This is a genomic window from Crossiella sp. S99.2, assembly GCF_023094165.1.
Lineage (GTDB): Bacteria > Actinomycetota > Actinomycetes > Mycobacteriales > Pseudonocardiaceae > Crossiella.
The window spans coordinates 50,879-75,676 of the sequence record NZ_JALMDK010000015.1 but is presented as its reverse complement, the minus strand read 5'-3'; the positions used below and the strand labels follow the sequence as shown (position 1 = coordinate 75,676).

General features: G+C 71.1%; 29 protein-coding genes. 12 read left to right on the top strand and 17 right to left on the bottom strand.

The window, feature by feature from the left end:
* Positions 1-44: 44 nt before the first annotated feature.
* Entirely contained in the window at positions 45-1,598 is a 1,554-nt protein-coding gene (locus MZC64_RS39465; protein ID WP_247764199.1) for a bis-aminopropyl spermidine synthase family protein, read from the top strand.
* Between the two features lie 52 nt (positions 1,599-1,650).
* Positions 1,651-2,421: an alpha/beta fold hydrolase gene (locus MZC64_RS39460; protein WP_247764200.1), complete on the top strand. Its 771-nt coding sequence runs from the start codon at positions 1,651-1,653 to the stop codon at positions 2,419-2,421.
* Here the strand turns inward: MZC64_RS39460 and MZC64_RS39455 are convergent.
* Both MZC64_RS39455 and MZC64_RS39450 read right to left on the bottom strand, forming a co-directional pair.
* Positions 2,418-5,654, bottom strand: coding sequence for an EAL domain-containing protein (locus MZC64_RS39455; RefSeq protein ID WP_282106643.1), 3,237 nt, complete (start codon positions 5,652-5,654; stop codon positions 2,418-2,420). The genes MZC64_RS39460 and MZC64_RS39455 overlap by 4 nt on opposite strands.
* A 308-nt stretch (positions 5,655-5,962) precedes the next feature.
* Positions 5,963-7,144, bottom strand: a complete 1,182-nt coding sequence (locus tag MZC64_RS39450; protein WP_247764202.1) for an NADP-dependent malic enzyme — start codon at positions 7,142-7,144, stop codon at positions 5,963-5,965.
* A gap of 321 nt (positions 7,145-7,465) precedes the next feature.
* Between MZC64_RS39450 and MZC64_RS39445 the strand changes: the two genes are divergently transcribed.
* Entirely contained in the window at positions 7,466-8,080 is a 615-nt protein-coding gene (locus MZC64_RS39445) for a dTDP-4-dehydrorhamnose 3,5-epimerase family protein (protein ID WP_247764203.1), read from the top strand.
* A gap of 55 nt (positions 8,081-8,135) precedes the next feature.
* Here MZC64_RS39445 and MZC64_RS39440 read toward each other — a convergent pair whose 3' ends face one another.
* Positions 8,136-8,456 (bottom strand): S26 family signal peptidase, encoded by a 321-nt coding sequence (locus tag MZC64_RS39440; RefSeq protein WP_282106642.1) that lies wholly within the window; start codon positions 8,454-8,456, stop codon positions 8,136-8,138.
* 87 nt (positions 8,457-8,543) lie between these two features.
* On the opposite strand from MZC64_RS39440, the gene sodN reads away from it, so the two are divergent.
* A complete protein-coding gene (sodN, locus tag MZC64_RS39435) occupies positions 8,544-8,948 on the top strand; it encodes a superoxide dismutase, Ni (protein WP_308301121.1) in 405 nt (134 codons plus the stop codon).
* Positions 8,949-9,008: 60 nt separating this feature from the next.
* Here the strand turns inward: sodN and MZC64_RS39430 are convergent, their stop codons facing one another.
* Together MZC64_RS39430 and MZC64_RS39425 are read right to left on the bottom strand one after the other, a co-directional pair.
* Positions 9,009-9,260, bottom strand: coding sequence for a hypothetical protein (locus MZC64_RS39430; protein ID WP_247764205.1), 252 nt, complete (start codon positions 9,258-9,260; stop codon positions 9,009-9,011).
* Positions 9,261-9,354: 94 nt separating this feature from the next.
* Positions 9,355-10,545: a helix-turn-helix transcriptional regulator gene (locus tag MZC64_RS39425; RefSeq protein WP_247764206.1), complete on the bottom strand. Its 1,191-nt coding sequence runs from the start codon at positions 10,543-10,545 to the stop codon at positions 9,355-9,357.
* A 150-nt stretch (positions 10,546-10,695) separates the two neighbouring features.
* Between MZC64_RS39425 and MZC64_RS39420 the strand changes: the two genes are divergently transcribed.
* The gene (locus MZC64_RS39420) at positions 10,696-11,292 is read left to right on the top strand and encodes an acid phosphatase (RefSeq protein ID WP_247764207.1); all 597 of its coding nucleotides are present in this window, start codon (positions 10,696-10,698) and stop codon (positions 11,290-11,292) included.
* An 18-nt stretch (positions 11,293-11,310) separates the two neighbouring features.
* A complete protein-coding gene (locus tag MZC64_RS39415; RefSeq protein ID WP_247764208.1) occupies positions 11,311-11,796 on the top strand; it encodes a GNAT family N-acetyltransferase in 486 nt (161 codons plus the stop codon).
* A gap of 1 nt (position 11,797) precedes the next feature.
* Here MZC64_RS39415 and MZC64_RS39410 read toward each other — a convergent pair whose 3' ends face one another.
* From MZC64_RS39410 to MZC64_RS39400, 3 genes are all read right to left on the bottom strand, one after another.
* Positions 11,798-12,313: a DUF664 domain-containing protein gene (locus MZC64_RS39410; protein WP_247764275.1), complete on the bottom strand. Its 516-nt coding sequence runs from the start codon at positions 12,311-12,313 to the stop codon at positions 11,798-11,800.
* A 97-nt stretch (positions 12,314-12,410) separates the two neighbouring features.
* The gene (locus MZC64_RS39405) at positions 12,411-13,121 is read right to left on the bottom strand and encodes a tRNA-dependent cyclodipeptide synthase (protein WP_247764209.1); all 711 of its coding nucleotides are present in this window, start codon (positions 13,119-13,121) and stop codon (positions 12,411-12,413) included.
* A 53-nt stretch (positions 13,122-13,174) separates the two neighbouring features.
* Complete coding sequence (locus tag MZC64_RS39400) at positions 13,175-14,098, bottom strand: LysR family transcriptional regulator (RefSeq protein WP_247764210.1); 924 nt, start codon at positions 14,096-14,098, stop codon at positions 13,175-13,177.
* 72 nt (positions 14,099-14,170) lie between these two features.
* On the opposite strand from MZC64_RS39400, the gene MZC64_RS39395 reads away from it, so the two are divergent.
* Positions 14,171-15,145 (top strand): EamA family transporter, encoded by a 975-nt coding sequence (locus MZC64_RS39395; protein ID WP_247764211.1) that lies wholly within the window; start codon positions 14,171-14,173, stop codon positions 15,143-15,145.
* On the opposite strand, the gene MZC64_RS39390 is transcribed toward MZC64_RS39395, so the two are convergent.
* On the bottom strand, positions 15,046-15,465 hold the full coding sequence (locus tag MZC64_RS39390) for a hypothetical protein (RefSeq protein ID WP_247764212.1): 420 nt from the start codon (positions 15,463-15,465) through the stop codon (positions 15,046-15,048). The two genes, MZC64_RS39395 and MZC64_RS39390, sit on opposite strands and share 100 nt — an antisense overlap.
* 162 nt (positions 15,466-15,627) lie before the next feature.
* On the opposite strand from MZC64_RS39390, the gene MZC64_RS39385 reads away from it, so the two are divergent.
* Together MZC64_RS39385 and MZC64_RS39380 are read left to right on the top strand one after the other, a co-directional pair.
* Positions 15,628-16,542, top strand: coding sequence for a diacylglycerol kinase family protein (locus tag MZC64_RS39385; protein ID WP_247764213.1), 915 nt, complete (start codon positions 15,628-15,630; stop codon positions 16,540-16,542).
* Between the two features lie 231 nt (positions 16,543-16,773).
* A complete protein-coding gene (locus MZC64_RS39380; protein ID WP_185001773.1) occupies positions 16,774-17,028 on the top strand; it encodes a WhiB family transcriptional regulator in 255 nt (84 codons plus the stop codon).
* A gap of 140 nt (positions 17,029-17,168) precedes the next feature.
* Here MZC64_RS39380 and MZC64_RS39375 read toward each other — a convergent pair whose 3' ends face one another.
* Positions 17,169-18,671, bottom strand: coding sequence for a PAS domain-containing sensor histidine kinase (locus MZC64_RS39375; protein ID WP_185001772.1), 1,503 nt, complete (start codon positions 18,669-18,671; stop codon positions 17,169-17,171).
* On the bottom strand, positions 18,659-18,898 hold the full coding sequence (locus tag MZC64_RS39370) for a biotin/lipoyl-binding carrier protein (RefSeq protein WP_247764214.1): 240 nt from the start codon (positions 18,896-18,898) through the stop codon (positions 18,659-18,661). The genes MZC64_RS39375 and MZC64_RS39370 overlap by 13 nt, the downstream gene beginning before the upstream one ends.
* Before the next feature lie 118 nt (positions 18,899-19,016).
* Here MZC64_RS39370 and MZC64_RS49215 point away from each other — a divergent pair, with 118 nt between their 5' ends.
* On the top strand, positions 19,017-19,091 hold the full coding sequence (locus tag MZC64_RS49215) for a 50S ribosomal protein bL37 (RefSeq protein WP_143174383.1): 75 nt from the start codon (positions 19,017-19,019) through the stop codon (positions 19,089-19,091).
* 83 nt (positions 19,092-19,174) lie between these two features.
* Here the strand turns inward: MZC64_RS49215 and rsrA are convergent, their stop codons facing one another.
* Entirely contained in the window at positions 19,175-19,534 is a 360-nt protein-coding gene (gene rsrA, locus MZC64_RS39365; protein WP_247764215.1) for a mycothiol system anti-sigma-R factor, read from the bottom strand.
* On the bottom strand, positions 19,531-20,229 hold the full coding sequence (locus tag MZC64_RS39360) for a sigma-70 family RNA polymerase sigma factor (RefSeq protein WP_247764216.1): 699 nt from the start codon (positions 20,227-20,229) through the stop codon (positions 19,531-19,533). The genes rsrA and MZC64_RS39360 overlap by 4 nt, the downstream gene beginning before the upstream one ends.
* A gap of 183 nt (positions 20,230-20,412) precedes the next feature.
* On the opposite strand from MZC64_RS39360, the gene ybaK reads away from it, so the two are divergent.
* Together ybaK and MZC64_RS39350 are read left to right on the top strand one after the other, a co-directional pair.
* Positions 20,413-20,892 carry a Cys-tRNA(Pro) deacylase gene (gene ybaK, locus MZC64_RS39355; protein WP_247764217.1) on the top strand — a complete coding sequence of 160 codons (480 nt, stop codon included), beginning with the start codon at positions 20,413-20,415 and terminating at the stop codon, positions 20,890-20,892.
* 36 nt (positions 20,893-20,928) lie between these two features.
* The gene (locus tag MZC64_RS39350) at positions 20,929-21,759 is read left to right on the top strand and encodes a PPK2 family polyphosphate kinase (protein WP_247764218.1); all 831 of its coding nucleotides are present in this window, start codon (positions 20,929-20,931) and stop codon (positions 21,757-21,759) included.
* Here the strand turns inward: MZC64_RS39350 and MZC64_RS39345 are convergent.
* The 4 genes from MZC64_RS39345 to MZC64_RS39330 are packed head-to-tail and all read right to left on the bottom strand — an operon-like array spanning position 21,756 to position 24,722.
* Positions 21,756-22,367 carry an alpha/beta family hydrolase gene (locus tag MZC64_RS39345; RefSeq protein ID WP_247764219.1) on the bottom strand — a complete coding sequence of 204 codons (612 nt, stop codon included), beginning with the start codon at positions 22,365-22,367 and terminating at the stop codon, positions 21,756-21,758. The two genes, MZC64_RS39350 and MZC64_RS39345, sit on opposite strands and share 4 nt — an antisense overlap.
* Positions 22,364-23,179 carry an SOS response-associated peptidase gene (locus MZC64_RS39340; RefSeq protein ID WP_247764220.1) on the bottom strand — a complete coding sequence of 272 codons (816 nt, stop codon included), beginning with the start codon at positions 23,177-23,179 and terminating at the stop codon, positions 22,364-22,366. The genes MZC64_RS39345 and MZC64_RS39340 overlap by 4 nt, the downstream gene beginning before the upstream one ends.
* Before the next feature lie 26 nt (positions 23,180-23,205).
* Entirely contained in the window at positions 23,206-24,357 is a 1,152-nt protein-coding gene (locus MZC64_RS39335; RefSeq protein ID WP_247764221.1) for a hypothetical protein, read from the bottom strand.
* A 26-nt stretch (positions 24,358-24,383) separates the two neighbouring features.
* Complete coding sequence (locus tag MZC64_RS39330; RefSeq protein WP_247764222.1) at positions 24,384-24,722, bottom strand: PadR family transcriptional regulator; 339 nt, start codon at positions 24,720-24,722, stop codon at positions 24,384-24,386.
* Positions 24,723-24,798: the final 76 nt, after the last annotated feature.

Here is a 24,798-nt window from a genome sequence, read left to right as displayed (position 1 = left end):
GCGAGGTCAACACCCAGTGGCCAGCCCTTTACAGTAAACGTTTTGTGACCGTCGACGCGCCGCTGGACCCGCTCGCTGCCCACCTGTCCGCGGCCGGTCCGGCCGCCCGCCGGCTACGCCGCGTGCTCGCCCTGCTGGCCGGTGATTGGCACCCGCTGGCCGAGTTGATCCGCAGGCCAGCCGCCCCGCGCCGGTCGGTGGAGGAGCTGCTGGCGCTGCTTGGGCCGGACCTGGAGAGCCAGGGCGATCGGCACCGCATCCGGCCGGCCAGGGCCGCGGCCTACCGCAGCGCGTTCGAGCTGGACGAAATCCCCGGACCGGCAGATCCGCTCGCGGATGCTGTGAGCCAGCACACAGCCGCGTTGTCCACCATCCGAGCCGATATCGACGCCAACCCGCCGCCGCTGCCCGCACTGGACCACGTCCCGGCCACCCCGGAGTCGGTGCTGCGCCGCGCGCTGTGGCTGGAGCGCACCTATGACCTCTCCGGCGCGCAGGTGCTGTGCCTGGGAGATCATGACCTGACCTCGCTGGCACTGGCCGCGGTACGCCCGGACCTGCAGATCACCGTGGTCGACCTGGACGAACGCCTGCTCGCGCACATCGACGCCACCGCCCGCGCACGCGGGCACCGGATCCGCTGCCTGCACGCCGACCTGCGCTTCGGTTTCCCGCCCTCGGCCACTGGCTGGGCCGACCTGGTTTTCACCGACCCGCCCTACACCCCCGAGGGCATCGGCCTGTTCGCCACCCGCGCGGTGGAATCGTTGCGTGATCCGGCCACCGGACGGATCCACCTCGCCTACGGCTTCAGCGAGCGCAGTCCCGCCCTCGGCTGGAAGGTGCAGCAGGAACTACTGAAACTCGGCCTGGTCTTCGAGGCGCTGCTGCCCGACTTCGACCGGTACCTCGGCGCGCAGGCGGTGGGCAGCGCCAGTTCGCTCTACGTCTGCCGCCCGACCGCCAAGGCCAAGAAAACCGTTGCCAGCACCGGGATCTACACCCACGGCCCGCAGTCCATCGAGGCCGGCACGACCGACCGGATCGGCCCACTGCGCGAACTCGCCGCCAAGGACGGCCTGGAAGTCGTTGTGCGCCAACCAGGTTGGGCTGCCCCGGTGACCGCCCGCGGCGCGGTCGCGCTGGACACCACCGCCGACCCCGGCCCGTGGGCGTTGCGGCACCTGCTGGCCATCTCCGCTGACCGGGTGCTGCTGCTGGTGGACAACAACCACCCCGACATCACCAGCGAGCGCGGCCAGCGCGGACTGGCGGATCTCGTTGCCAGTAAATACAAACTGCGTTTCCTGCGTAGCAACCCGGACCCGAAGTCCGCGGTGATCGTCGCCGACCGGATCGACGAAACCCCTGAGTCGCAACAGATCCAGCGTGCCCTGGTGGACCGCGCGCACGGCAAACCCGGCAACATCTGGCGCGAGGCGCTCACCAGGACCGGCCTGACCAAGAACGAGGCCCGCGCCCGGATCACCGAACTTCTCCCGGACCTCGACCTCAGCGCCCGCCTGATCGACCTGCCCCGGCACCAGCTCGCCGAGCTGTTCACCGCACTGGGCGCCGAAGTTCTTACCGATCGCTGACAGGACCGCACAGCCTGTCCGGCGGTGCGGATTCCCGGACTAGCTTCAGGACATGATCAGTAGAAGGGCGTTCACCGTGCTGGGCGCGGGCGCGGCGCTGACCTCGATGACCGGCCTGCCCGCCGCTCAGGCCACCCCGCGCGGCGTGCGGGACGTGGTGCTGGTGCACGGCGCCTACGCCGACGGCTCCTGCTTCGCCGCGGTCATCGAGGGCCTCCAGGACGCCGGGCTGCGGGTGATCTCGGTGCAGAACCCGCTCACCTCGCTGGCCGAGGACGTGGCCGCGACCAACCGAGTGCTCGACGAGCTGCCCGGACCGGCCGTGCTGGCCGGGCATTCCTGGGGCGGCGCGGTGATCACCCAGGCCGGGCTGCACCGCAACGTGGCCGGTCTGGTCTACCTGGCGGCCCGCGCCCCCGAGGTGAACGAGGACTACGCCGCGCTCGCCGCCCGCTTCCCCACCCCGCCGGCCAACGCCGGGATCATCGAGTCCGGCGGCTTCCGGCGACTCACCGAAACGGCCTTCCTGCGCGACTTCGCGGTCGACGTGCCACACCGCCAGGCCCGCGCTCTCTACGCCGCGCAGGGCCGGGTGGCCGCCACCCTGTTCGCCAGCCGGACCAGCGTCGCGGCCTGGCGGAGCCGGCCGTCCTGGTACGCGGTGTCCCGGCGGGACCGCACCACCGCACCCGAACTCCAGCGCTTTGTGGCGCAGCGGATGGGCGCGCGCACAGTCGAACTCGACACCGGCCACCTGGCCCCGGTCTCCCGGCCGGAGGCGGTGACCAGGCTGATCCGCACCGCCGCGGCACAACTCGGCTAAACGCCGCTGGAGTCCGCCTTGGGCACGTGCAGCCGCCCCAGTGAGAGCACCGCGCGGAACTCCCGCGGCGGCACCGCCCTGGAGAACAGCCAGCCCTGGTAGGCGTCCACGCCGACCCCCTGCAGGATGTTGAACTGGGTCGCGGTCTCCACACCCTCGGCCACGCAGCTGCGGCCCATCGCGCGGGCCATGTCCACCACCGCGCGGGCCACCGCGAAGTCCGAGGGGTCCTTGCCGACCCCGGCGACGAATCGCCGGTCCACCTTGATGATCTGCGCGGGCAGGTCCTTGAGCCGGGCCAGCGAGGAGTAGCCGGTGCCGAAGTCGTCCACGGCGAAGCGGACCCCGCGCTCGACCAGCTCGGCCATCACCACCCGGGTCTTGGACGGCAGGTCGACCAGGCTGGTCTCCACCAGCTCCAGGATCACCCGGTCCCACTCGATGCCGGCCTCGGCCACCGCGGTGGCCACGATGTCCACGAAGTCCTGGTCACCTGGCAGCAGTCCGGCCAGGTTGACCGCGATGCCGGGGGCCTTGGCGCCGTTGGCCGACGGCCAGTTCGCCGCCTCCTTCAACGCGGTGCGCAGCACCCAGCGGTCCAGCTCGCGCAGCAGGTCGCCCTGTTCGGCCACCGGCAGGAACACATCCGGGGAGAGCAGGCCGCGATCCGGGTGCGGCCAGCGGACCAGCGCCTCGGCGGTGACGATCGTGCCGGAGGAGTCCACCACCGGCTGGAAGTGCAGGGCCAGGCCGTCCCTGGCCAGCGCGTCCCGCAGCTGGCCCTCCAGGTGCACCTGCCAGTCCGCCGAGGCCATCAGCGCCGCGCTGGCCAGCGAGACCCGCCCTGCGCCGCGCCGCTTGGCCTCGAACATGGCCGCGTCGGCGAAGCGCAGCAGGTCATCGCCGGTGGCGCGGGAGCCGTTGGGCACCGCGGCGCCGATCGAGGCGGAGATCCGGACCAGCTGGCCGTGCACCGGAACCACCGTGCGCAGCAGGCTGGAGACCTTGGTGGCCAGCGCGTCCACGCCGCCGACCTCGTCGATGTTCTCGCAGATGATCACGTACTCGTCGCCGGAGAGCCGGGCCGCGGTGCAGCCCTTGGGCAGGCCGCCCTCCAGCCGCCTGGCCAGCACCACCAGCAACTCGTCCCCGGCGTCGTGGCCGAGGGAGTCGTTGACCCGCTTGAAGTTGTCGATATCGCAGAACAGCACCGCGACCCCGTGCGGGTGGTCGCCGTGCAGCAGCCCGGCCAGCAGCTCCTTGACCGCGGCCCGGTTGGGCAGGCCGGTCAGGTCGTCGTGGGTGGCCTGGTGCTTGAGCGCCTCGGCGGTGCGCCTGCGTTCGGTGATGTCCTGGAAGACCACCAGGGAGAACCGGCGGCCGTCGTCCTGCACGGACAGCGCCACGTGCAGTTCGCAGTAGACCGGCTCGTTGTCCGAGCGCAGCAGCACCCGCTGCGGGATCTTGAGGTTCTTCTGGTCCTCGGCGGCCATCAGCGCGCCGACCGAGAGCTGCTCGGCGGGCTCGTCGGGGTGGGTGAGCTGTTCGGCGGTCATCCCGCGCAGCTGCTCCAGGTCGAAACCGAGCAGCTCGCACAGCGCGTCGTTGGCGTCGACCAGCCGTTCGCTGTCGTCGAAGATGCCGATGCCCACCGGGGTGACCGAGACCAGATCGGCGAAGCGCTGGCTGGAGCGCTGCATCCGGGTCTCCACCACCCGCTGCTCGGTGATGTCCTGGGCGGTGCCCACCATCACCGTGACGCCCTCTGGCGAGAGCACCGCGGCGCCGTGGCAGCGGAAGACCCGCACCGCGCCGTCCCCGCGCACCAGCCGGTGCTCACACTCCACCGGCTGCTCGTCCGCGGCGAGCTGCTGCCACAGCTCGTCCACCCACTGCCGGTCCTCGGGGTGCACCAGGTTGAGGTAGTCCTGGTAGGTGGTGCGCTGCCCCGGCGGCACGCCGTACAGCTCGAAGAGCATCTCCGACCAGGAGGTCTCCCCGGTGCCCGGGTACCACTCCCAGGTGCCCAGCCGGGACACCCGCTGCGCGTCGTCCAGCCTGCGCCGGTCACGCAGCAGCTGGCGTTCCAGCGCGCGCTGCTCGGTCACGTTCTGCACGGTGGCCTGCAACCGGGCCACCTTGCGGTCCTCGCCGTGCTCGGCGCGCACCCGCAGCATGTAGACCTTGTCGCCCAGCTCACCGCGGAACTCGGTCTCGGCGGTCTCGCCGTGCTCGGCCACCAGCAGCCGGTCTCGCAGATCGGCCAGGGCCTTGAGGTCGCCGGGGTGCACGCCGGAGAGGATGTCGTTGTCCGGCACCGAGCCGACCTCGTCGAACAGCTCGATCAGCGCCTCGCTGCGGTAGATCGTGCCCGCGGCGACCTCGTAGGTCCAGCTGCCCATCCGCGCGATCCGCTGTGCCTCCAGCAGCCGGACCCGCTCCTTGGCCAGCTCGTTCTCCACCCGCCACGCCTCGGTGATGTCCCGGATGTAGCCGGTGATCCGGACCAGTTCACCGCGCTCGTCGCAGTGCGATTTGGCCTCGCCGCGGATGCGCCGGATGTCCCCGTCCGGGCGGATCACCCGGTACTCGATGTCGATGGCGTCGCCGGAGTGCTTGTGATCGCTCCAGTAGGCCGCGATCAGGTCCCGGTCCTCGGGGTGGGCCACGTCCAGCACGGCCTGCGCGCCCGGGGTGACCGTGCCGGGGGTCAGGCCGAGGATGTCGTAGTGGTTGGCCGACCAGATGGTCTCGCCGGTGGCCGGGTCGAACTCCCAGGAGGCGATCCCGGCGACCCGCTGCACGTCGTTGAGCCGACGTTCCTCCTCGCGCAGGTCCTGCGCGGCGCTGGCCAGGTCGGAGATGTCCACCAGCAGCACGATCTGCCTGCCAAGGCCGGGCGCGGGCAGCCGGACCACCCGCACCGGCACCTCGCCACCGGCCGGGCGGCACAGCCTGGTGTCCGGGTCGGCGCCGATGAGCAGCGCGCCCAGCTCCAGGCCGACGAGTTCGTCCATGGTGGCGCCGGCCAGTTCGGCGGCGGCCTTGTTCGCCTTGAGCACGTAGGTGTTGGCGTCGCAGAGCAGCGCGGCGGCGTCCGGGAAAGCGATCTCCAGGGACTCCACCGAACCGGTGTCGGCGGCCGGGTCGATCTCCTCGGCGGTGGCCGGGGCGCCGTTGTCCGGACATGGCTGAGCGGACTCCGCGGGTTCGAGCACGTGCGGCCCCCGCATCGCCCGCTGGACCTGCTCGGTCACCATGTCCACCCTTCCGCATCGACCGCCGCGGCGCAGGGTGGCCCGGCCGGCGGCTGTCTCAGCAGTGCACCCGAGTCGAGGTGGCCACGCCAACCCCCACCCGGATGCCTACCTGAACGAGTGAAGGTAGTAGGTGGGACCCGGTTGGCCCACCCCCCAGAGTTGGCAATTCAGTGGCAACTTGACAAACGCCACAACCTGGGAGAACTACCTTCACTCGGTCAGTGTTAGCGCTGAGTAGCCGGAACGCTCGGTAACCCGGTGAACCTTGTGCCCCGACCCTTTCAGGCTACCCCGTCCCGGCGTGCCGCTTCGGCCACCGCGGCGGCGACTTCGAGCGGAACCCTCGGGTCCAGGGCGCTGGGCACGATCGCGTCCACCGACAGGTCCTCGGCGGCGACCTGGAAGATGGCCTCGGCCGCGGCCAGCTTCATGTTCTCGGTGATCCGCCGGGCGCCGCAGTCCAGCGCGCCGCGGAACACGCCGGGGAAGGCGAGCACGTTGTTGATCTGGTTCGGGAAGTCGCTGCGGCCGGTGGCCACCACCGCGGCGTGCTGGGCGGCCAGTTCCGGGTGGATCTCCGGGTTCGGGTTGGACAGCGCGAACACGATGGAGTCCGCGGCCATGAGCTGGATCTGCGCCAGCGCGACCTTGGACGAGGACAGCCCGATGAACACGTCCGCGCCCTTGAGCGCCTCGTCCAGCGAACCGGTCAGGCCACGCGGGTTGGTGATCCCGGCCAGCTCGGCCTTGATCGGGTTGAGCCCGTCCCTGCCCTGGCTGATGATGCCGCGGGAGTCGAGCACCACCACGTCCTCGACCCCGGCCGCGCGCAGGATCTTCGCGCAGGCCACACCGGCCGCGCCCGCGCCGGAGATGACCACCTTGAGCGGGGCGAACTCGCGCTTGAGCGCGGCCGCGGCGCCGCGCAGGGCCGCCAGCACGATGATCGCGGTGCCGTGCTGGTCGTCGTGCATGACCGGGCAGTCCAGGGCCTCGATCAGCCGCGCCTCCAGCTCGAAGCAGCGCGGTGCGGCCACGTCCTCCAGGTTGACCGCGCCGAAGGAGGGGCGCAGCCGGACTAGGGTCTCCACGATCTCGTCCACATCGGTGGTGTCCAGCACCAGCGGGATCGAGTCGAGTCCGCCGAAGGTCTTGAACAGCGCGGACTTGCCCTCCATCACCGGCAGCGAGGCGCGCGGGCCGATGTTGCCGAGGCCGAGCACCGCGGTGCCGTCGCTCACCACGGCCACCAGCCGGTGGGTCCAGGTGTAGCGGGCGGCGAGGCTCGGGTCGGCCGCGATGGCCTGGCTGACCCTGGCCACCCCCGGCGTGTAGGCGATGGACAGCGCACGCGGGTCGGCGAGTGAGGCGGTCGGGGCGATCGCGAGCTTGCCGGCCTCGTGCGCGGAGAAGATCTCCTCATCGGTGAGCTGACCGGTGGCCTGGTCGTCCACGGTTGTCACAGCGTCCCTCCTGGAGGGGGCGAGAGTTGTGGGCGTGCCCGAATAGGCACGTGACGCGGTCCGCCGGACGCTGTCGCACCCTGGCGTTTCGCGGGATCAACGGGTCGACCACTGGACTACGGGGTGGAGTCCGGTGATCAACACACGCTGCGGTGTCGACAGTGTGGCACCACTTCCTGATCGTGTCTGCGGCGGGGATCACAGTTACCTTTTTCCTTCCGGCGCAGGTCAGGGCCTGTTTTGCAAGACGTCCGTCCGGCTTGTTGCGGTGGCGGGCGGTCCTCCGCAGGTCGCGGGACTCGCGCCGTAAGCTCAAGCACCATGCAGGTGCGGAAAATGACGATCCCCGACGCTTACGAATTCACTCCGAAAAGTTTTCCGGACGACCGCGGACTTCTGGTGGTTCCGTTCCAGGCCGACCTGGTCACCGAGACCGTCGGATACCCGCTGCCGCTGGCCCAGAGCAACCACTCGGTGTCCCGCCGCGGGGTCATCCGCGGGGTGCACTTCGCCGACACCCCGCCAGGGCAGGCCAAGTACGTCTACTGCGCCAGTGGCGCCCTGCTCGACATCATCATCGACATCCGGCTGGGCTCGCCGACCTTCGGCAAGTGGGAGGCGGTGCGGCTGTCCTCGGAGACCTACAACTCGATCTACATCAGCGAGGGTCTCGGGCACTGCTTCCTCGCGCTGGAGGAGAACACGGTGATGAGCTACCTGTGCTCCACCCCGTTCACCCCCGCGCGCGAGCGGGCGATCAACCCGCTGGACCCGGCGCTGGGCCTGCCCTGGGCGGAGCACCTGGACGGCGCGGCGCCGGTGCTCTCGGTCAAGGACACCGAAGCGCCGAGCCTGGCCGAAGCCGAGGCCGCCGGTCTGCTGCCCAAGTACCAGGCCTGCGTGGACCACTACGCCAGCCTGCGCGCCAACGCCTGAGAAGTCCCCGTCCCCGCCAGGTCGGCCACCGTCGCCACGACCTGGCGGGCCCGTGTCAGCCCCGCCGGACCAGCCGCCCCGGCCGTGGCCACAACCGCCACCGCACCACCCCGAGCACCTCGGCCGCGCCGAGTGCCACCGAGTCGGTGGAGCCGAAGGTGTTGTCCCCCAACACCCACCAGCCGCCCGCGACCGGCCGCACGGCCCGCTTGACGGACAACTGCCCCGGCCGCGCCGCCCAGCGCACCAGCACCACATCACCGGCCCGCGGCCGGCCACCCCGCCGGACCAGCACGACGTCACCGTCGGCCAGCGTCGGCGCCATGGACGGCCCGCGCACCAACAGTCTGCGCACCGGCAGAAGCCCGAGCGCCAGGACGATCACCTCCGCCTGCCGGTCCGGTACGCCCGGAGTAGGGTCACCCGCGTCGGAGCATCCATTGTTCAGGAGGACATGATGCGACTGTTGTCGCGCATCCTCGCCCCGCGTCTGGAGGTCACCGCGCACTGCGACCTCCCGTGCGGCGTGTACGACCCAGCCCAGGCGCGGATCGAGGCCGAGTCGGTCAAGGCGATCCAGGAGAAGTTCCAGTCCAACGAGGACCCGGAGTTCCGCCAGCGCGCGATCGAGATCAAGGAACAGCGCTGCGAACTCGTCAAGCACCACCTGTGGGTGCTGTGGACGGACTACTTCAAGCCACCGCACTTCGAGAAGTACCCGGAACTGCACGAACTGTTCAACCGGGCCACCAAGGCCGCGGGCGCCGGTGGCGCCAAGGGGTCCACCGACCCCAAGACCGGCACCGAACTGCTGGACTACATCGAACAGATCTCGACCATCTTCTGGGAGACCAAGAAGGCGGCCTGATTCGCTGTGCTGGGACGCCCCAGTCACCCGGGTGGTGACTGGGGCGTCTCGCTGTCCGGGTCAGGAAGGTGATTCGAACTCGTCCGCGACCTCGGCGGACTCCCAGCCCTGCAAATGCAGCGCGAACAGCCGCTGCAGGTTGGCCAGCTGGCTCACGAACAGCAGCTCCTGGTGCTCGCTGAGCGTGACGCGAATCGGATCCCGGACCCTGGTGCTCTTGCTGACCTGACGACGGTTGATCTCCCTGGCCTTCTCCGCGATGTCATCGAGACCCATGAGGATCGCGGCGACGATGTCCGGTGTACCGCCCACAAGTGCCTCCCCACAGTCCTGATCAGCGGTGCACAGCACGCTAGGAACACCAGGGGTCAGGTTGTTGCCACCAGGACAAGGACACCTGATCGGGCTACACCGGCAGACCTGCCCGGTAGGCCATGCCGCGGAGTTCCCGGCCGACCGCGTCCCGCTTGGCCTTTACCACCAGCTCGGCCAGCACTGACCGCATGAACGGGTGCCTGCGCACGCGTGCCGGAGAGATCAGTTCCGCTCGCCGGATCGCCAGCACGGCGTCGTCCTGCCGCCTCGGCAGCCGCGCCAGCGCCCTGCCGTACTCCCGCCAGTAGGCCGCCTGCCTGGTCCGCGAAGGCAGCACCCCGGGGTTGATCGTCTCCGCGATCTTGGCCGCTTCCAGGTGCTCGCCTGCCTCCAGCGCGACCGACATCCGCCACACCCCGACGTTGCCCGGACCGAACCCGAACCACAACGCGTTGCCCTCGCCGGTGCGTTCGGCCAGCTCAGCCGCGTGCGCCAGCGCCGCGGTCCGCCCGGCCTGATCGCCACAGGCCGCCGCCACCAGTGATCGGGTCAGGGCCAGCATGCCGGACACCTGCAACTCGACCGCGCGGGCAGTGCCGATCTCAGCCTCCGCGAGCGCCCGCTCGGCCAGCGCGAACGCACCGGCGCCGAGCAGACCGAACGCGGTGCCGAAGGCGCTCAGCGCGAGGGCGAGGGGCTGGTCGAGGCGCTCGGCGGCCTGCCTGGCCAGCGTCGCGGCCTGCCAGCCGAGGTCGAGTGGCGCGCCGATGTCCATCAGCCAGGCCTGGGTGCCCTGGACATGCGTCAGGGCCAGTAGCCGCAGCACTTCGGCTTCGCCCCGGCCAGTGGCCAGGGTCGTGTGCAGGTCCCGGATGAGGTCGGGGAGTGCCGCGCCGACCTGCTCGTACTGACAGTCCCGCTGCGCTGTCAGCACTTCGTCGACCCGCGCGGAGAGCACCGCGGGCGGCACCACCTGCCCGCCTGCCTGGTTCATGCTCACCGCCAGCATGGCCAGCCGGACAGCGTTGAGGAAGCGGTCCTCGGCCAGCTCACCCGGAGCGATGGCGACCGGCGACAAGGTCAGTTCCCCTGGCGCGACCTCCAGCGCCTCGGCCAGCTTCACGATCAGGGAACGCCGGTCAAGCGCTCGCTCGCCGTTCTCCAGCCGGGACAGGTGCGCGGCCGAGATGCCGGCCATCCCCGCGATCACGGCCAGCGACTTGCCGCGGGCGTGCCGGATCTGCCGCAACCTGCGGCCGATCTCCGAATGCTCAGCTTTCACCAGGGCCACCTGACTCTTCGCCGGGTTGCACCTCCAGGTTAACCGCCGGACTGACCGGCCGGGGGCGTGGAATGCGGGCGTGACAAGCGCGGTTGACCCCGACGGCACAGAATCAGCGGTGGCACCGGCCCCGGAGGAGACGACGCGCGCATGACCCAGGACGAGCACCGGGAGCCCACCGTCTACCTGCTGCGGCACGGTGAGACCGAGTGGTCCCGCTCCGGTCAGCACACCGGCCGCACCGACATCCCGCTCACCCCCCAGGGCCGCGCCCAGGCCGAGGCCGCCGGCCGCACCCTGGCCGCGCTCGGCGTCAAGGGCCGCGTTCTGGCCAGCCCACGCGACCGCGCCCAGGTGACCGCCGAACTCGCCGGGCTCACCGTGGACGAGGTCACCGAGGACCTGTCGGAGTGGGACTACGGCGACTACGAGGGCCTGACCACGCCGCGGATCCGCGAGTCCGTGCCCGGCTGGACCGTCTGGACACACCCGGTCCCCGGTGGCGAATCCGCCGGGCAGGTCAGCGTCCGCGCCGACCGGCTGCTGGACCGGGTGCGGGCGTTGTTGCCGGAGACCGACGTGGTGCTGGTCGGGCATGGGCACTTCAGCCGGGTGCTGGTGGCGCGGTGGCTGGAGCTGCCTGCCACGGCCGGGGTGCGATTCGGGTTGGGCACGGCGGGGATCGCTGTGCTGGGATTCGAGCGGGGTGTGCCGCAACTCGTGCGGCTCAACCTGCCGACCGCCTGAGCACTGGGGAGGAACACTGTGACTGACGAACGCGTTCGCCGGGTCCGGCCGTCCGATGTGGACGCCGTGATCGGACTGATCGAGGGGCTCGCGGAGTACGAGCGCGCGCCAGAGTCCTGCACCATCACCGCCGACCAGCTGCGCACCGCCCTGTTCGGGGACAGCCCGGCGTTGTTCGGGCACGTCGCCGAAGCCGACGGAGTGGTGGTCGGCTGTGCCCTGTGGTTCCTGAACTTCTCCACCTGGGAGGGCAAGCACGGCATCTACCTGGAGGACCTGTTCGTGCTGCCCGAGCACCGGGGTTCGGGGCTGGGCAAGGCGTTGCTGGTCGAGCTGGCGCAGGAGTGCGTGCGCCGCGGGTACGCGCGGTTCGAGTGGTCGGTGCTGGACTGGAACACGCCGGCGATCGACTTCTACAAGTCCCTGGGCGCGGTGGCCTTGGACGAGTGGACGGTGTACCGGATCGACGGCGCCGCGCTGGCGGAGCTGGGCAAACCGGCCTGACTCAGGTGATCAGCGGGTCCCCGGCGGCCGCGACCAGCCCGAAGGCGGTCGCGCCGTCCAGGGACTCGCGCAGCAGGTCGGCGTGACCGGCGTGCCTGGCCAGCTCGGTAATCAGGTGCAGCAGCACCCAGCGGGCGGTGCGCACCTTGCCCGCGACCAGCGGGTGGCCCTGCAGGCCGACGTCGACCCGCTGGTCCAGGTCCAGCTCGCGCACCAGGTCCTCGGTGCGGGCGGCGACCTCGGCGAGTTCGGCCAGGGCCTGGGCCACGGTCTCGCCGGGGTTGAGCGCGTGCACCGGGCCGCGATCGCCGATGTGCTGGCCCTGCACGATGTCGATCCAGTTGCGTTCCACGCTGGCCACGTGTTTGACCAGCCCGGCCAGGGACAGCTCGCTGACCAGCGGGCGGCTGGTGGCGGTCAGCTCGGACAGGTTGAGCACGCTGCGGCGCAGCGCGGCGCGCTGTTCGGCCAGGAACGCCAGCAGCGCGTCCCGTTCGTCGGCGACTTCTCGGACCATGGCCACGGCGGGTCTCCTTCAGTGGGAACGCCGTCATGCTCGCCGCGGCGGACCGGGCTCGCGACCGGTTTCGCCACGGGTGAAACCAGCCGGGCGGCTACCGCGGCCGCGCGGTCTCGGGCAGCGGCGAGCCGGGCACCGGGTCCGGCCGCTGAGCCGGGGCCGAGTGCAGGGTCAGCGCGAGCTGGCCGGGGCGCGGGCACAGCTCGGGTGGGGCGGCGGCGAGCAGCTCGGTGAGTTCCAGCGGGCTGGGCTGGCAGCGGGTGGACTCGGGCACGCCCAGGATCCCGGCGCCGTCCAGCGCGAGGGGCAGTTCGGCCAGCAGTGAGTGCGCGGCGATCTGCACCTGGCCGCGGGAGCACAGCGCGCCCGGCACCCGGTCGGCGAGCATGGTCGCGGTGGCCCGCAGGCAGGCCGCGCGGAAGGCCGGGCTGCTCTCGTAGGCGTGCCGGACCTGGTCGTAGAGCACCTGGTAGCGGTAGCGGGCGGCCAGTTCGGCCCAGGACACCACCAGCGAGCCGGGCAGGCCGAGCACGGCCAGTGCGCGCCGGGCCCTGGTCTGCAGGCGTTTGCCCTCGCTGCGCGCCTTGTGCAGGGCGCGGTGGGTTTTGTAGCCGACGGCCCGGTAGGTGTGCACCGCGGGCAGGTCGACCAGCACCACCTGCACCGCGGTGAAGTTGCGGGCGGCCCAGCCCGCGTAGCCGAGCAGATCCTCCTCGGCGTGATCGAACAGGCCCAGGGCGAGCAGCGCGTGGCCGCCCCGGCCAACGGACGTACGCGGTCGCGGGATCTGACCGTCAGGCGTCACATCTCGATTGGAGCACGACACGCGCGGGCGCTCCCAGTCCCTTCTTTGAGTGATCAACCCATCGGAGCAGAAGCGGTGTCCCGATCGGCCCAGTGCGCACGCAGCGCGGCCACCGTCACCGAGATCGCCGGGCGCCGGGTGGCCTGCTGCCGCCACACCGCGAACAGCCGCCGGGTCGGCGTCGGGACCAGCGGCCGGACCACCACGTGCGCCGGCACCGGACCGCGGCCGAGCCGGGGCAGCAGGCACACGCCCAGGCCCTGGGCGGCCAGCGCGAGCTGGGACTGGTACTCGGTGACCTGGTGCGCGAGCACCGGTTCGACCCCGCCGCCGCGCAGGGTGCGGATCAGCCAGTCGTGGCAGATCGAGCCGGGCGGCTGGCAGATCCAGCGCGCGCCGGTGAGTTCCAGCGGGCTCAGCTCGGCCCGCGCGGCCAGCGGGTGGCTCTCGTGCAGCAGCACATCGGCCACGTCCACGCCGATGTCGGCTCTGGCCAGGCCCTCGGGCACGGCCAGCGGGGTGTTCTCCCAGTCGTGCACCACGGCCAGGTCCAGCTCACCCCTGGCGACCAGGTCCATCGACAGGTGCGGGTCCAGTTCGGTCAGCCGCACATCCAGCTCCGGGTACTCGCGGGCCAGTTCGGCCAGCGGTCCTGGCAGCAGGCCGCGGGCGGCGGTGGCGAAGGTGGCCAGGGTGAGCTGCCCGACCGGCAGGCCGCGCTGTTCCTCCAGCCGCACCTCGGCCTGTTCGACCAGGGCCAGGATCTCCTTGGCGGTGCCGGCCAGCTCAGTGGCCGCGTCGGTGAGCGCGATGCCCCGGCCCCGGCGTTCCAGCAGCGTGGTGCCGGTCTCGCGTTCCAGTTTGGCCAGCTGCTGGGACACCGCAGAGGGGGTGTAGCCGAGTGCGGCGGCGGCCGCGTTGACCGAGCCGTGCACGGCCACGGCGTGCAGCGCGCGCAGTCTGCCGATATCGAGCATGAAGCAATACTAAACGGATCCCCGTAGATAGTTTCGCTGGTGCTTAACTCTCCGCCGGGTGAGGCTGAGCGGGTGAAGCCCGCACACGTCGCCCTCGCCGTCCTGGTCGCGCTGATCTGGGGACTCAACTTCGTGGTCATCCAGGTCGGACTGGCCGAGGTCCCGCCCTTCCTGTTCTCCGCGCTGCGCTTCACCGTGGCCGCGCTGCCCGCGCTGTTCTTCGTCGGCTCGCCCCGGGTGGCCTGGCGCTGGGTGCTGCTGATGGGCCTGACCCTGGGCGTGGTGAAGTTCGGCCTGCTCTTCGGCGGCATGTACGCGGGCGCCCCGGCCGGCCTGTCCTCGCTGGTGCTGCAGAGCCAGGTGCTGTTCACCGTGCTCTTCGCCGCGCTGCTGCTCAAGGAGCGGCCCACCCCGCTGCGCCTGGCCGGGACCGGGATCGCACTGGCCGGCATGGTCCTGGTGGTGCTCGACTACGGCGCGGGCAGCCCGCTGGGCGCGTTGCTGATGGTGGTGGCCGCGGCCGCGGTGTGGAGCCTGACCAACATCATCACCCGCTACGCCGCCCCGCCGGACATGCTGCGCTTCATGGTCTGGGTCAGCGCGGTGCCGATCCTGCCGCTGTTCGCCCTCTCGGCGACCTTCGAAGGGGTGGACACCGGCCTGAACGCGTTGGCGCACCTGGACTTCGCCGGGGTCGGCGCGGTGCTCTACGTGGGCTGGGCGGCAACCCTGGCCGGCTTCGGCATCTGGGGGTTCCTGCTGCGCAGCTACCCGGCCACCGCGGTCGCGCCGTTCTCGTTGCTGGTGCCGGTGTTCGGCATGTCCTCGGCCGCGCTGCTGCTGCACGAGCAGCTGACCACGCTGCGGATGCTGGCCGCCGGACTGGTCATCATCGGCGTCGCGCTGGCCTCGGGCGTGGTCAGGACCAGGCCCCGCCGGGACCGGGGTCAGCTCGCCTTGTCCGCCGAGTCGTCGTACGGCCCGATGCCCAGCACCCAGGCCCGCGCGTGCGTGCTGAACAGCAGCACCAGCACGGCCAGGCAGTAGATCGCGGCCAGCGAGCCGATCAGCCAGCGCCCGGACGGCCCGAGGGTGTACCAGGCCACGCCCAGCAACAGGATCTCCACCACCACCGCGGGCGAACGCGCCCAGCGCTTGCCGCGCAGCAGCCCGATCGCGGCCGCGACCACCCCGGCGGTCAGCACCGCGAAGTAGGCGGCCTCACCAAAGACGTTGCCCGGCTTGGGCGCGCCGTCCAGCGCGCGCACCAGCAGGGCGAGCACCAGCACCACCCCCGCCAGGCCCTGCAACCCGACCAGGAGACCCGCCACACGCACCGCTCGCGGCGCACCCAGGGCTTGCGACATGCGGACAGGCTAGCCATCCCCTGATCGAGGCGATCTGGCAGCTCACGGACGTGACTTGCGCCGCATATCAGTGATCACCCAGGCACAACCTCGCTGCTCGGCCGCCACCATCGGGTCAGGGGCGGAGCGCGAGGCGTCACGGGCTGTCATACGCTTCAGGGCGTGCGCGCACTCCTCGTGGTCAATCCCCAGGCCACCGCCACCTCGGCGGCGGGGCGCGATGTCATTGCGCACGCACTGGCCAGCGACGTGAAACTGGACGTCGTCGAGACCAGTTACCGGGGGCACGCGGCGGATGCCGCGGCCGAGGCCGCGCACGACGGTTTTGACCTTGTGGTGGCGCACGGCGGGGATGGCACGGTCAACGAGGTCGTGAACGGACTGCTCTCTGACGGCGTCCGGGACGATGTGCCGATGCTGGGTGTGGTGCCGGGCGGATCCGCGAATGTCTTCGCACGCGCCCTGGGCCTGCCGGTTGATCCGGTGGAGGCCACGCACCGGTTGCTGCAGGCGATCGAGGCCGGCGCGAGTCGCCGGGTCGGGCTGGGCCGGGCGGATGACCGCTGGTTCACCTTCAACGCCGGGCTGGGCTGGGACGCCGACGTGGTCGCCGGGGTCGAACGGCACCGGGTCAAGAAGGCCACCCCGATGCTCTACGCGCGGATGGCCGCCACCAGCTATTTCAAGCTGGACCACGGGCACCCGAAGCTCACCGTGCACCTGCCCGACGGCGAACCGGAGACCGGGCTGCACCTGGCCTTCGTGTCCAACACCGATCCGTGGACCTACCTGGGTGAGCGGCCGCTGCGGATCAATCCGGGTTCCTCCTTCGAGGACGGATTGGGCGTGTTCGCTCTCCGTAACGTCGGGATGCCCACCGTGGTGAAGCACGTCTGGCAGATCCTGCGGCCCGGCGGAAGTCCGCAGGGCGGGAATTTGTTGCGGCGCGATGACGTTGAGTGGATTAGAGTGACCTGCGCGGAACCGGTCCGGCTCCAGGTAGACGGCGATCTTCTTGGCGAGCGGACCGATGTGCGGTTCATGTCCGTGCCGGCGGCACTGTCCGTCGCGGTGTGACCTGTGCGTGATCGGGTCGTCACCTGGGCGTGACCTTCGCCAGCGCGCGGAATGTCACCCCTTGAAACCGCCAAGCAAGTGCGTGTCGATCTTTCGGGTGAGTTGCCTCACCGGATTGGATCGGGCCTCTTGACTTTGCCGTAGTTCGTGAAAGCATTCACAAGCACCCACAAACACCCCCGAAACCACTATCGGCACTATTGCTATGTGCCTAGCGAGGAGCAAGGAACCATGGACTGGCGCCACCGCGCGACCTGCCGCGACGAGGACCCCGAGCTGTTCTTCCCCGTTGGGAACAGCGGTCCTGCGTTGCTCCAGATCGCCGAGGCGAAGACCGTCTGCCGCCGGTGCCCCGTGATGTCCGACTGCCTGACCTGGGCGCTGGAGTCTGGACAGGACGCGGGAGTCTGGGGCGGTATGAGCGAGGACGAGCGACGCGCGCTGAAGCGACGCAACGCCCGCACCCGGGCTCGCACTGGAGCCTGAGAGGGTCGCAACCTCCGAACGGCCGACTGACCGGCACTCGCGCGAACGAGTGCCGGTCAGTTGCTTTTTCTGCCTCTCCGGCGAAAACCCCGGTCCACACTGGCAGAAACATGACTAGATAAACCCGGATCTCTAATGGTCTAACGGCGGCGTTGCAGCGGAACCCGCAGTACCGCCTCGGTGCCCTTGGTCCCCTGCCTGCGGCGCAGGCTGAGCGAACCACGCAGTTCGGACTCGACCAGGGTGCGCACGATCTGCAGGCCGAGCCGGTCGGTGCGCTCCAGCGAGAAGCCCTGCGGCAGGCCGCGGCCGTCGTCGGTGATGACCACGTCCAGCCACTTCGCCGAGCGTTCCGCGTGCACCACCACCTCCCCGCGCTGGCCGGGGGTGTAGGCGTGCTCGAAGGCGTTCTGCACCAGCTCGGTCAGCACCATCACCAAAGGTGTGGCCAGTTCTGCCTGTACCACCCCGAATTTGCCCTCGCGGCGGACCACCACCCTGGTCTCGGCGGTGGCGACATCGCTCATCATCGGGATGACCTGGTCCACCACGTCGTCCAGGGACACCCGCTCGTCCACCGACATGGACAGCGTCTCGTGCACCAGTGCGATCGAGGTGACCCGGCGGACCGATTCGGCCAGCACCTGCCGCGCCTCGGTGTTGTTCGTCCGGCGGGATTGCAGGCGCAGCAGCGCGGCCACCGTCTGCAGGTTGTTCTTGACCCGGTGGTGGATCTCCCGGATGGTCGCGTCCTTGGACATCAGCGCCCGGTCTCGCCTGGTCACCTCGGTGACGTCGCGGACAAGCACCAGCGCGCCTGCCGCCTTGCCGCGCGGGCGCAGCGGCAGCGCGCGGAAGAGCACGGTGGCGCCGCGGGCCTCGGCCTCGACCCTGGTGCTGGGGTTGCCGTCCAGCGCGGTGCGCATCCGCTGCGCGACCTCGGTGGCGTCGAAGGGGTCGGAGACCAGCGAGCGGGTCAGCGGCGCGAGCGCCACCCCGACCAGATCGGCGGCGTGGCCCATCCGGTGGTAGGCCGAGAGCGCGTTCGGGCTGGCGAAGACCACCGTCCCGGCGGCATCCAGCCTGATCAGGCCGTCGCCGACGCGCGGACTGGTGTGCGCGCCCGGCGAGGGCTCCGGCGCGGGGAAGGTGCCGTCGGCGATCATCTGGCAGAGATCGGCCGCGCTACCCAGGTAGGCGATCTCCAGTGGGCTGGGCACCCTGGGCACGGCCAGGTTGATGTCCCGGCTGAGCACCGCGACCACCTTGCCGCCGAAGCGGACCGGGATGGTCTCCCGGCGCACCGGCACGCCGAGGTGCCAGCGCGGGTCCTCCTCCCGGCAGATCCGCTCCTCGACCACGGCCCGGCGCAGCTGCGGGTGGTCCGGCGCGGCGACCACCGTGCTGACCATGTCCTCGGGGTGCGCGGTGGGCGCGGTCTGTGGGCGGGCCTGGGCCACGCACAGGAACCGCTCCTCGGCGACCCCCTCCGCGGTGGCGGCTTCTAGGGGTACCCACATCAGGAAGTCGGCGAAGGACAGGTCGGAGAGCAGCTGCCACTCCCCCACCACCAGTTGCAGGTGGTCGACGGCGGCCCCGGGCAGGCGGGTGTGTTCGGCGAGCAACTCACTCAGGGTGGACACGGTGGTCCATTGTGCTCGACCACCGCGAGCAGATCGCCCGCGCGCACCAGCGCGCCGGGTTCGACCGCGAGTCTGGTGACCGTGCCGTCCTGCTCGGTGAGCACCGGGATCTCCATTTTCATCGACTCCAGCACCACCAGCGTGTCGCCGGGCGCCACCACGTCACCCTCGCCGACGACCACCTCACCCACGGTCGCCACCAGTTCCGCCCTGATCTCCTCGGCCATCCAGCGATGCAAGCACGAAGCGGCCCCCCGCCGCTGTCGGCCATCGGGCGTGACACACTGGGGGGAAGCAAGACACGGCTGGCTCTGCCGGCCGACACCCCGGACCAAGGAGAACGCGATGTCCAAGCGCGCCCGCAAGAAGCGCGACCGCAAGAAGCGCGGCGCCAACCACGGCAAGCGTCCCAACGCCTGATCGTGGTCACGCCGGACCAACCGGCAGAACAAAGCCCCCGGGACCGTTAGGTCTTCCGGGGGCTTCGTGCTTCTGGGGCCGGTTCAGTCGTCCTGGCGGACTGCCTCGTGCAGTTCGATCCGCTCGGCGCGCAGCGAGACCTCGACGGTCTTGCCGTCCGGGCCGCATTCCACGGTCACCTCGGCCTGTTCCAGCACAGTCCGGCGGATGGAGGCGCGCAACCGCTGTTTCAGCGTGTCCGGGGCGGCCTCACCACCGCATTTCCGGGCCAGCAGGGCCTTGAGGTACTCGTCGATGCCGTACTGCTCCAGGCACGGGCTGCACTCGTCCAGGTGCTGGCGCAGCAGGTCGCGGCGGGTCTTGTCGCACTCCTGGTCCAGGAACATCCAGACCTCGGCGAGCACGTCCTTGCAGTTGGTCTCGGCGGATTCGTCGCAGCTCATGACCCGGCCACCTCCTGGGCGGCACGGCCACGCAGGAAACCGCGGTCCTTGGCCACGTCGGTGAGCAGTTCCTTGAGCTGGCGCCGGCCGCGGTGCAGCCGGGACATGACGGTGCCGATGGGCGTGCCCATGATGTCGGCGATCTCCTTGTACGCGAACCCCTCGACGTCGGCGAGGTAGACCGCCATCCGGAAGTCCTCCGGCAGCTGCTGCAGCGCGGCCTTGACATCGCTGTCCGGCAGCCGGTCCAGCGCCTCCACCTCGGCCGAGCGCAGACCGGTGCTGCTGTGCCGTTCGGCCTGGGCCAGCTGCCAGTCGGCGATCTCGTCGGTCGGCGACTGCTGCGGCTGCCGCTGCTTGCGCCGGTACCCGTTGATGTAGGTGTTGGTCAGGATGCGGTACAGCCAGGCCTTGAGATTGGTGCCCTCGGCGAAGGAGGAGAAGGCCGAGTACGCCTTCAGGAAGGTCTCCTGCACAAGGTCTTCGGCGTCGGCCGGGTTGCGGGTCATCCGCAGCGCGGCCGCGTAGAGCTGGTCGAGCAACGGCATCGCGTCCCGCTCGAAGCGGGCCGCGCGGTCATCCGTTGTCTCGTCCCCGGTTCTGGTCTCTGGTGCGGTGCCTGGCACCTGGCTCCCTTCCCGCACGCCGGAGCGTGGGCTTGGGCTTGTGGTAACAACCGCAGGCAGCTCCACCATCGGAAATGCCGGCGATGGTGCTGAGGATACGCCGCGCAGCGCGCCTCGGCCGGGCCGCGCGGCGGCCGGGCGGAGCGGGCAGGTCATCTCGGTTCCCACGATTCGCACAACGCGGCGCGGTGCGCGCGCATTCCGGGATAGCGGGCGGTGTGCGCCACAAACCTGGTTCTAAGCTCCCCGGTCATGGCGGGACGAGGCACTCCGGCGACAGCGCTGCTGGTCAAGCAGCGGATCGCGCACACACTGCACTCCTACGAGCATGATCCACGGCACGACTCCTACGGGCTGGAAGCGGCCGAGGCGCTGGGCATCGAGCCGGAGCGGGTGTTCAAGACCCTGGTGGCCGAGGTGGACGGCGCACTCGCGGTGGGTGTGGTGCCGGTCACCGCGCAGCTGGACCTCAAGGCGCTGGCCGCGGCGCTGGGCGGCAAGAAGGCGAAGATGGCCGCGGTCCCCGACGCGGAGCGGGCCACCGGCTATGTGGCGGGCGGGATCTCACCGCTGGGGCAGAAGAAGCGGCTGCCGCTGGTGCTCGACGACTCCGCGCGGGGCTTCGAGACGATCTTCTGCAGTGCCGGGCGGCGCGGGCTGGAAGTGGAACTCGCCGCTGCCGACCTGGCCACCCTGACCAAGGCGGTGCTGGCGCCGATCGCGGCCGCCTGACCAGCGGGATCGACCAGGGCTGGCTACGCTGCGCGGATGGCCAGGAAGTCGGTTCGGGACGTGCTGCGGCTGGACTCGGTGGACCTCGCGGCGCTGGATCCCGCGAGCCGCCCGATCGGTCCGAAGACCAAGCGGGAGGCCGCGGCCGACCTGCTCACGACCGGCGCCGAACTGGAGGACCTGCAGGAGGCGCTCTACGCCGAGAACGCCCGCGCGGTGCTGCTGGTGTTGCAGGGCATGGACACCTCCGGCAAGGGCGGCACCATCCGGCACGTGCTCGGGCTGGTGAACCCGCAGGGCGTGCACATCGCCTCGTTCAAGAAGCCGACCCGCGCCGAGGCCCGGCACCACTTCCTGTGGCGGGTGCGCAAGCTGCTGCCGGAGCCGGGGCGGATCGGCGTGTTCGACCGCTCGCACTACGAGGACGTGCTGGTGCCCAAGGTCGAGGGCCTGCGCAGCGCGGCCGAGCTGCGCACCCGGTACCGGGAGATCAACGAGTTCGAGCGCGAGCTGGCCGGGGCGGGCGTGGCGGTGCTCAAGTGCTTCCTGCACATCTCGCCGGAGGTGCAGCGGGAACGGCTGCTGGCCCGGCTGGACGATCCGCGCAAGCACTGGAAGTACACCCCGGCCGATATCGACGCCCGGTCGAAGTGGTCGAAGTACCAGCAGGCCTACACCGCCGCGCTGCAGAACTGCTCGGCCACGCCCTGGTACGCGGTGCCCGCGGACCGGAAGTGGTACCGGAACTGGGCGGTGAGCAGGCTGCTGCTGGAGACCCTGCGCGAGCTGGATCCGAAGTTCCCGCCCGCCGCCTATGACATCGAGGCGGAGCAGGCCAGGCTGCGCACCGCGGATCCGCTGGCCTAATCCAGCGGGCGCAGCACCCGGGGCAGCCAGTCGGCGACCGCGCGGTAGACGCCCTCGACGTCGGCCTTGAGGCTGTGGTCCCCGGCCAGCGTGACCAGTTCGCGGTGGTGCCCGGCGGCAGGCATGCCGAAGGGGTCGTTCTCGCCCTGCACGACCAGCGCGGGCACCTCGATGCCGTCCAGCTCGGGCATCCGGGACTTCTCCGGCTTGCCCGGCGGGTGCACCGGGAAGGCCAGGCACAGCACGGCCGCCGCCTGACCCGGCGCCGCGGTGCGGCAGGCCACCCTGGCCCCGGAGGACCGGCCGCCGAAGATCATCGGCAGGCCGTCGCACCAGCTGCCCGCGAGTTCGCCGACCACGGCCAGCCAGGCCGCGTCGAGTTGCTTGGCCGGGGCGGGCGCGCGGCGGCCCGCGACCCGGTAGGGCTGTTCGACCAGCACCACGTGCACCCCGGCGGCGGTGGCGGCCCTGGTCGCGGCGACCAGGTCGGGCGCGTCGATGCCGCCGCCCGCGCCGTGGCCGAGCAGCAATGCGGCCCTGCCTTCGGTGGCGCAGTGCAGTTCGGCCCTGGCCGGGCCGTGCGGGGTGGCCAGTTCCATCCTGGTCATGGCAGCTCGAAGAGGGCCTGGCCGTCCTGGGCAGGCTGCTTCTTCTTCGCCGGCGCCTTGCGCTTGGGCGCGGGGTCGAGCTGGACCGCGCCGGGTTCGACCCGGTCCATCAGCTCGGCGTTGTTGTTGCGGACGTTGTTGACCGCGGTGGACACCGGCCGCAGTTCCAGGGCCTCGATCAGTTCCGGCGCGGGCGGGGCGAGCAGGTCGGCGACCTCGCCGCGGTCCGGGTCCAGCCAGTCGGCCCACTTCTCCGGCGGCAGCAGCAGCGGCATCCGGTGGTGGATGCCGGCCAGTGGGCCGAAGGCGTCGGTGGTGAGCACCGCGCAGGTGACCAGCGGGGCCTCATCGGGCGCGCCCGGCCGGCGCCAGGTGGCCCACAGCGCGGCCATGGCCAGGCTGGAGCCGTCCGGGTTGGTCACGTAGAAGGGCTGCTTGGTGCCGCCCTCCTGCTGCCACTCGTACCAGCCGTCGGCGGGCATCAGGCAGCGGTAGTGCTTGACCGAGGTGCGGTAGGCGGGTTTCTCGGCCGCGGTCTCGGACCTGGCGTTGATCATCTTCGCCGCGATGCCGGGATCCTTGGCCCACTTGGGCACCAGCCCCCAGCGCATGACGCGCAGGGTGCGTTCGGTGGTGTCCGGATCGGGGTTGCCCTCGGCGTCGCGCGGGTGCCGTTGCACCACGGCGAGCACCGGTTTGGTCGGCGCGACGTTGTAGTCCGGCCCGTTGATCAGGCCGCCGGTCGCGTCCGCCGCGCCGAACTCCTCCACCAGCCGAGCCGGGTCCTTCACCGCCGAGTACCGCCCGCACATGGTGCACACGGTACGCCGCGGGGCCGTCACCGCCTGGCGACGCCGGTGCGCCAGGCCGCCAGCAGCGGCAGTGCCACCACGAACAGCAGGCCGAGGCCCAGCCGCAGGTTCCGGTCGGCGGGCACCCAGGCCGGGCCGGGCGCGTAGGCGGCGGCCGGGATGGTCTGGGCCTGGCCCTCGTCGTACCAGGCGGAGGCCACCCGGCGGCGCTCCGCGGCGTCGGCGGGCAGCGGGTGCAGCGCGGTCTGCCGGATGATGCCGTTGTTGCCGGTGTTGTGCTGCGCCAGGAGCACCACCCCGATCGGCGCGGTGACCACGGCCAGCGCGATGAGCGCCTTGGCGGTCAGGGCCAGGCCGGGCCTGGTCACCAGCAGCGCGCCCACGGCCAGCAGCAGCACTCCGACCACCGCGGCCAGCACGATCAGCGGGGTGCTCACCAGCGTGCCGACCTCGCCGCCGCGCCGGGCGCCAGAGAGCAGCAGCGCGGTGGCCAGGCCGACCGGCGCGGTGAGCAGCAGCGCCAGCGTGCCCAGGAACAGCCGGGAGTCGGCGGCGGCCGGGCGGCGCAGCCGCAGTCCGGCCAGCACCGGCAGGCCGAGGCCGAGTGCCAGCAACGCGATCTGCCCGAGCCCGGCCAGCCACGGATCGGTGTGCCAGGACACGGACAGTTCCTTGCCCGGCCCCAGCGGCAGGTTCACCCCGGGATTGACGCCGGCCTGGAAGACCTTGTCCAGGATGCCGCCCAGTCCGGCCAGCGGCGGGGCGAGCGCGCCGAGCACACCCAGTGCCCTGGCCGCGGCCGTCGCGCCGGAACGCAGCACCAGGGTGAGCACGGTGATCGAGGCGAGCAGGATCACCGCCATGGTCAGCAGGCCCGGCGGCAGGGCCGGGACCAGGAAGAGCAGGCCGGTCAACGGCAACAGCAGCAGACCGGTGGCCGCGCGGGACTGGGCCGGGGACACCGAGGGCGCGCCCTCGGCGGCCACGATCTCGGCCGGATCGCCCAGCCGGGCCACCGCGGCCGCCAGGTCCGGCTCGCCCTCGGCGAGCAACGCGTCCAGGTGTTCGACCAGCTCCGCGCGCAGTTCGGCGCGGCGGGGCTGGGGCAGTGCGGCGGCGGCGCGGTCGAAGCGCGCCAGCCAGTCCTCGGCGATCGGATGCCTCAGGGCAGGAACCATGCTCGATCCTGCAAGCAGATCTTCGTTCATTCTTCTCCCTCAAGAACTTGGTCCACCGCGGCGCTGAAACTGCGCCAGTGGCGGTGGAATCCCGCCAGTGCGGTCCGGCCCGGCTCGGTCAGCTCGTAGTAGCGACGCGGCGGGCCCTGGTCCGAGGGCTGCCAGCTGGTTTCCAGCAGCCCGTCCTTCCGCAGCCGGGACAGCAGCGGGTAAATCGTGCCCTCGGTGGTGCCCAGGCCCTCGACCGCGGCCAGCTCGCGCACCAGGTCGAAGCCGTAGCGGGGACCACGGGACAACAGGGCCAGCACACAGTGCTCGATCACGCCCCGGCGGAGCTGGGCGAGCAACTGCGGATCTTGCGTCATGACCGCAAGGTACCTTGCTCAACAAGGTAGCTGCAAACCGGAACGAATCGAGGCTGTTCAGAGGCTGTTCAGCGGG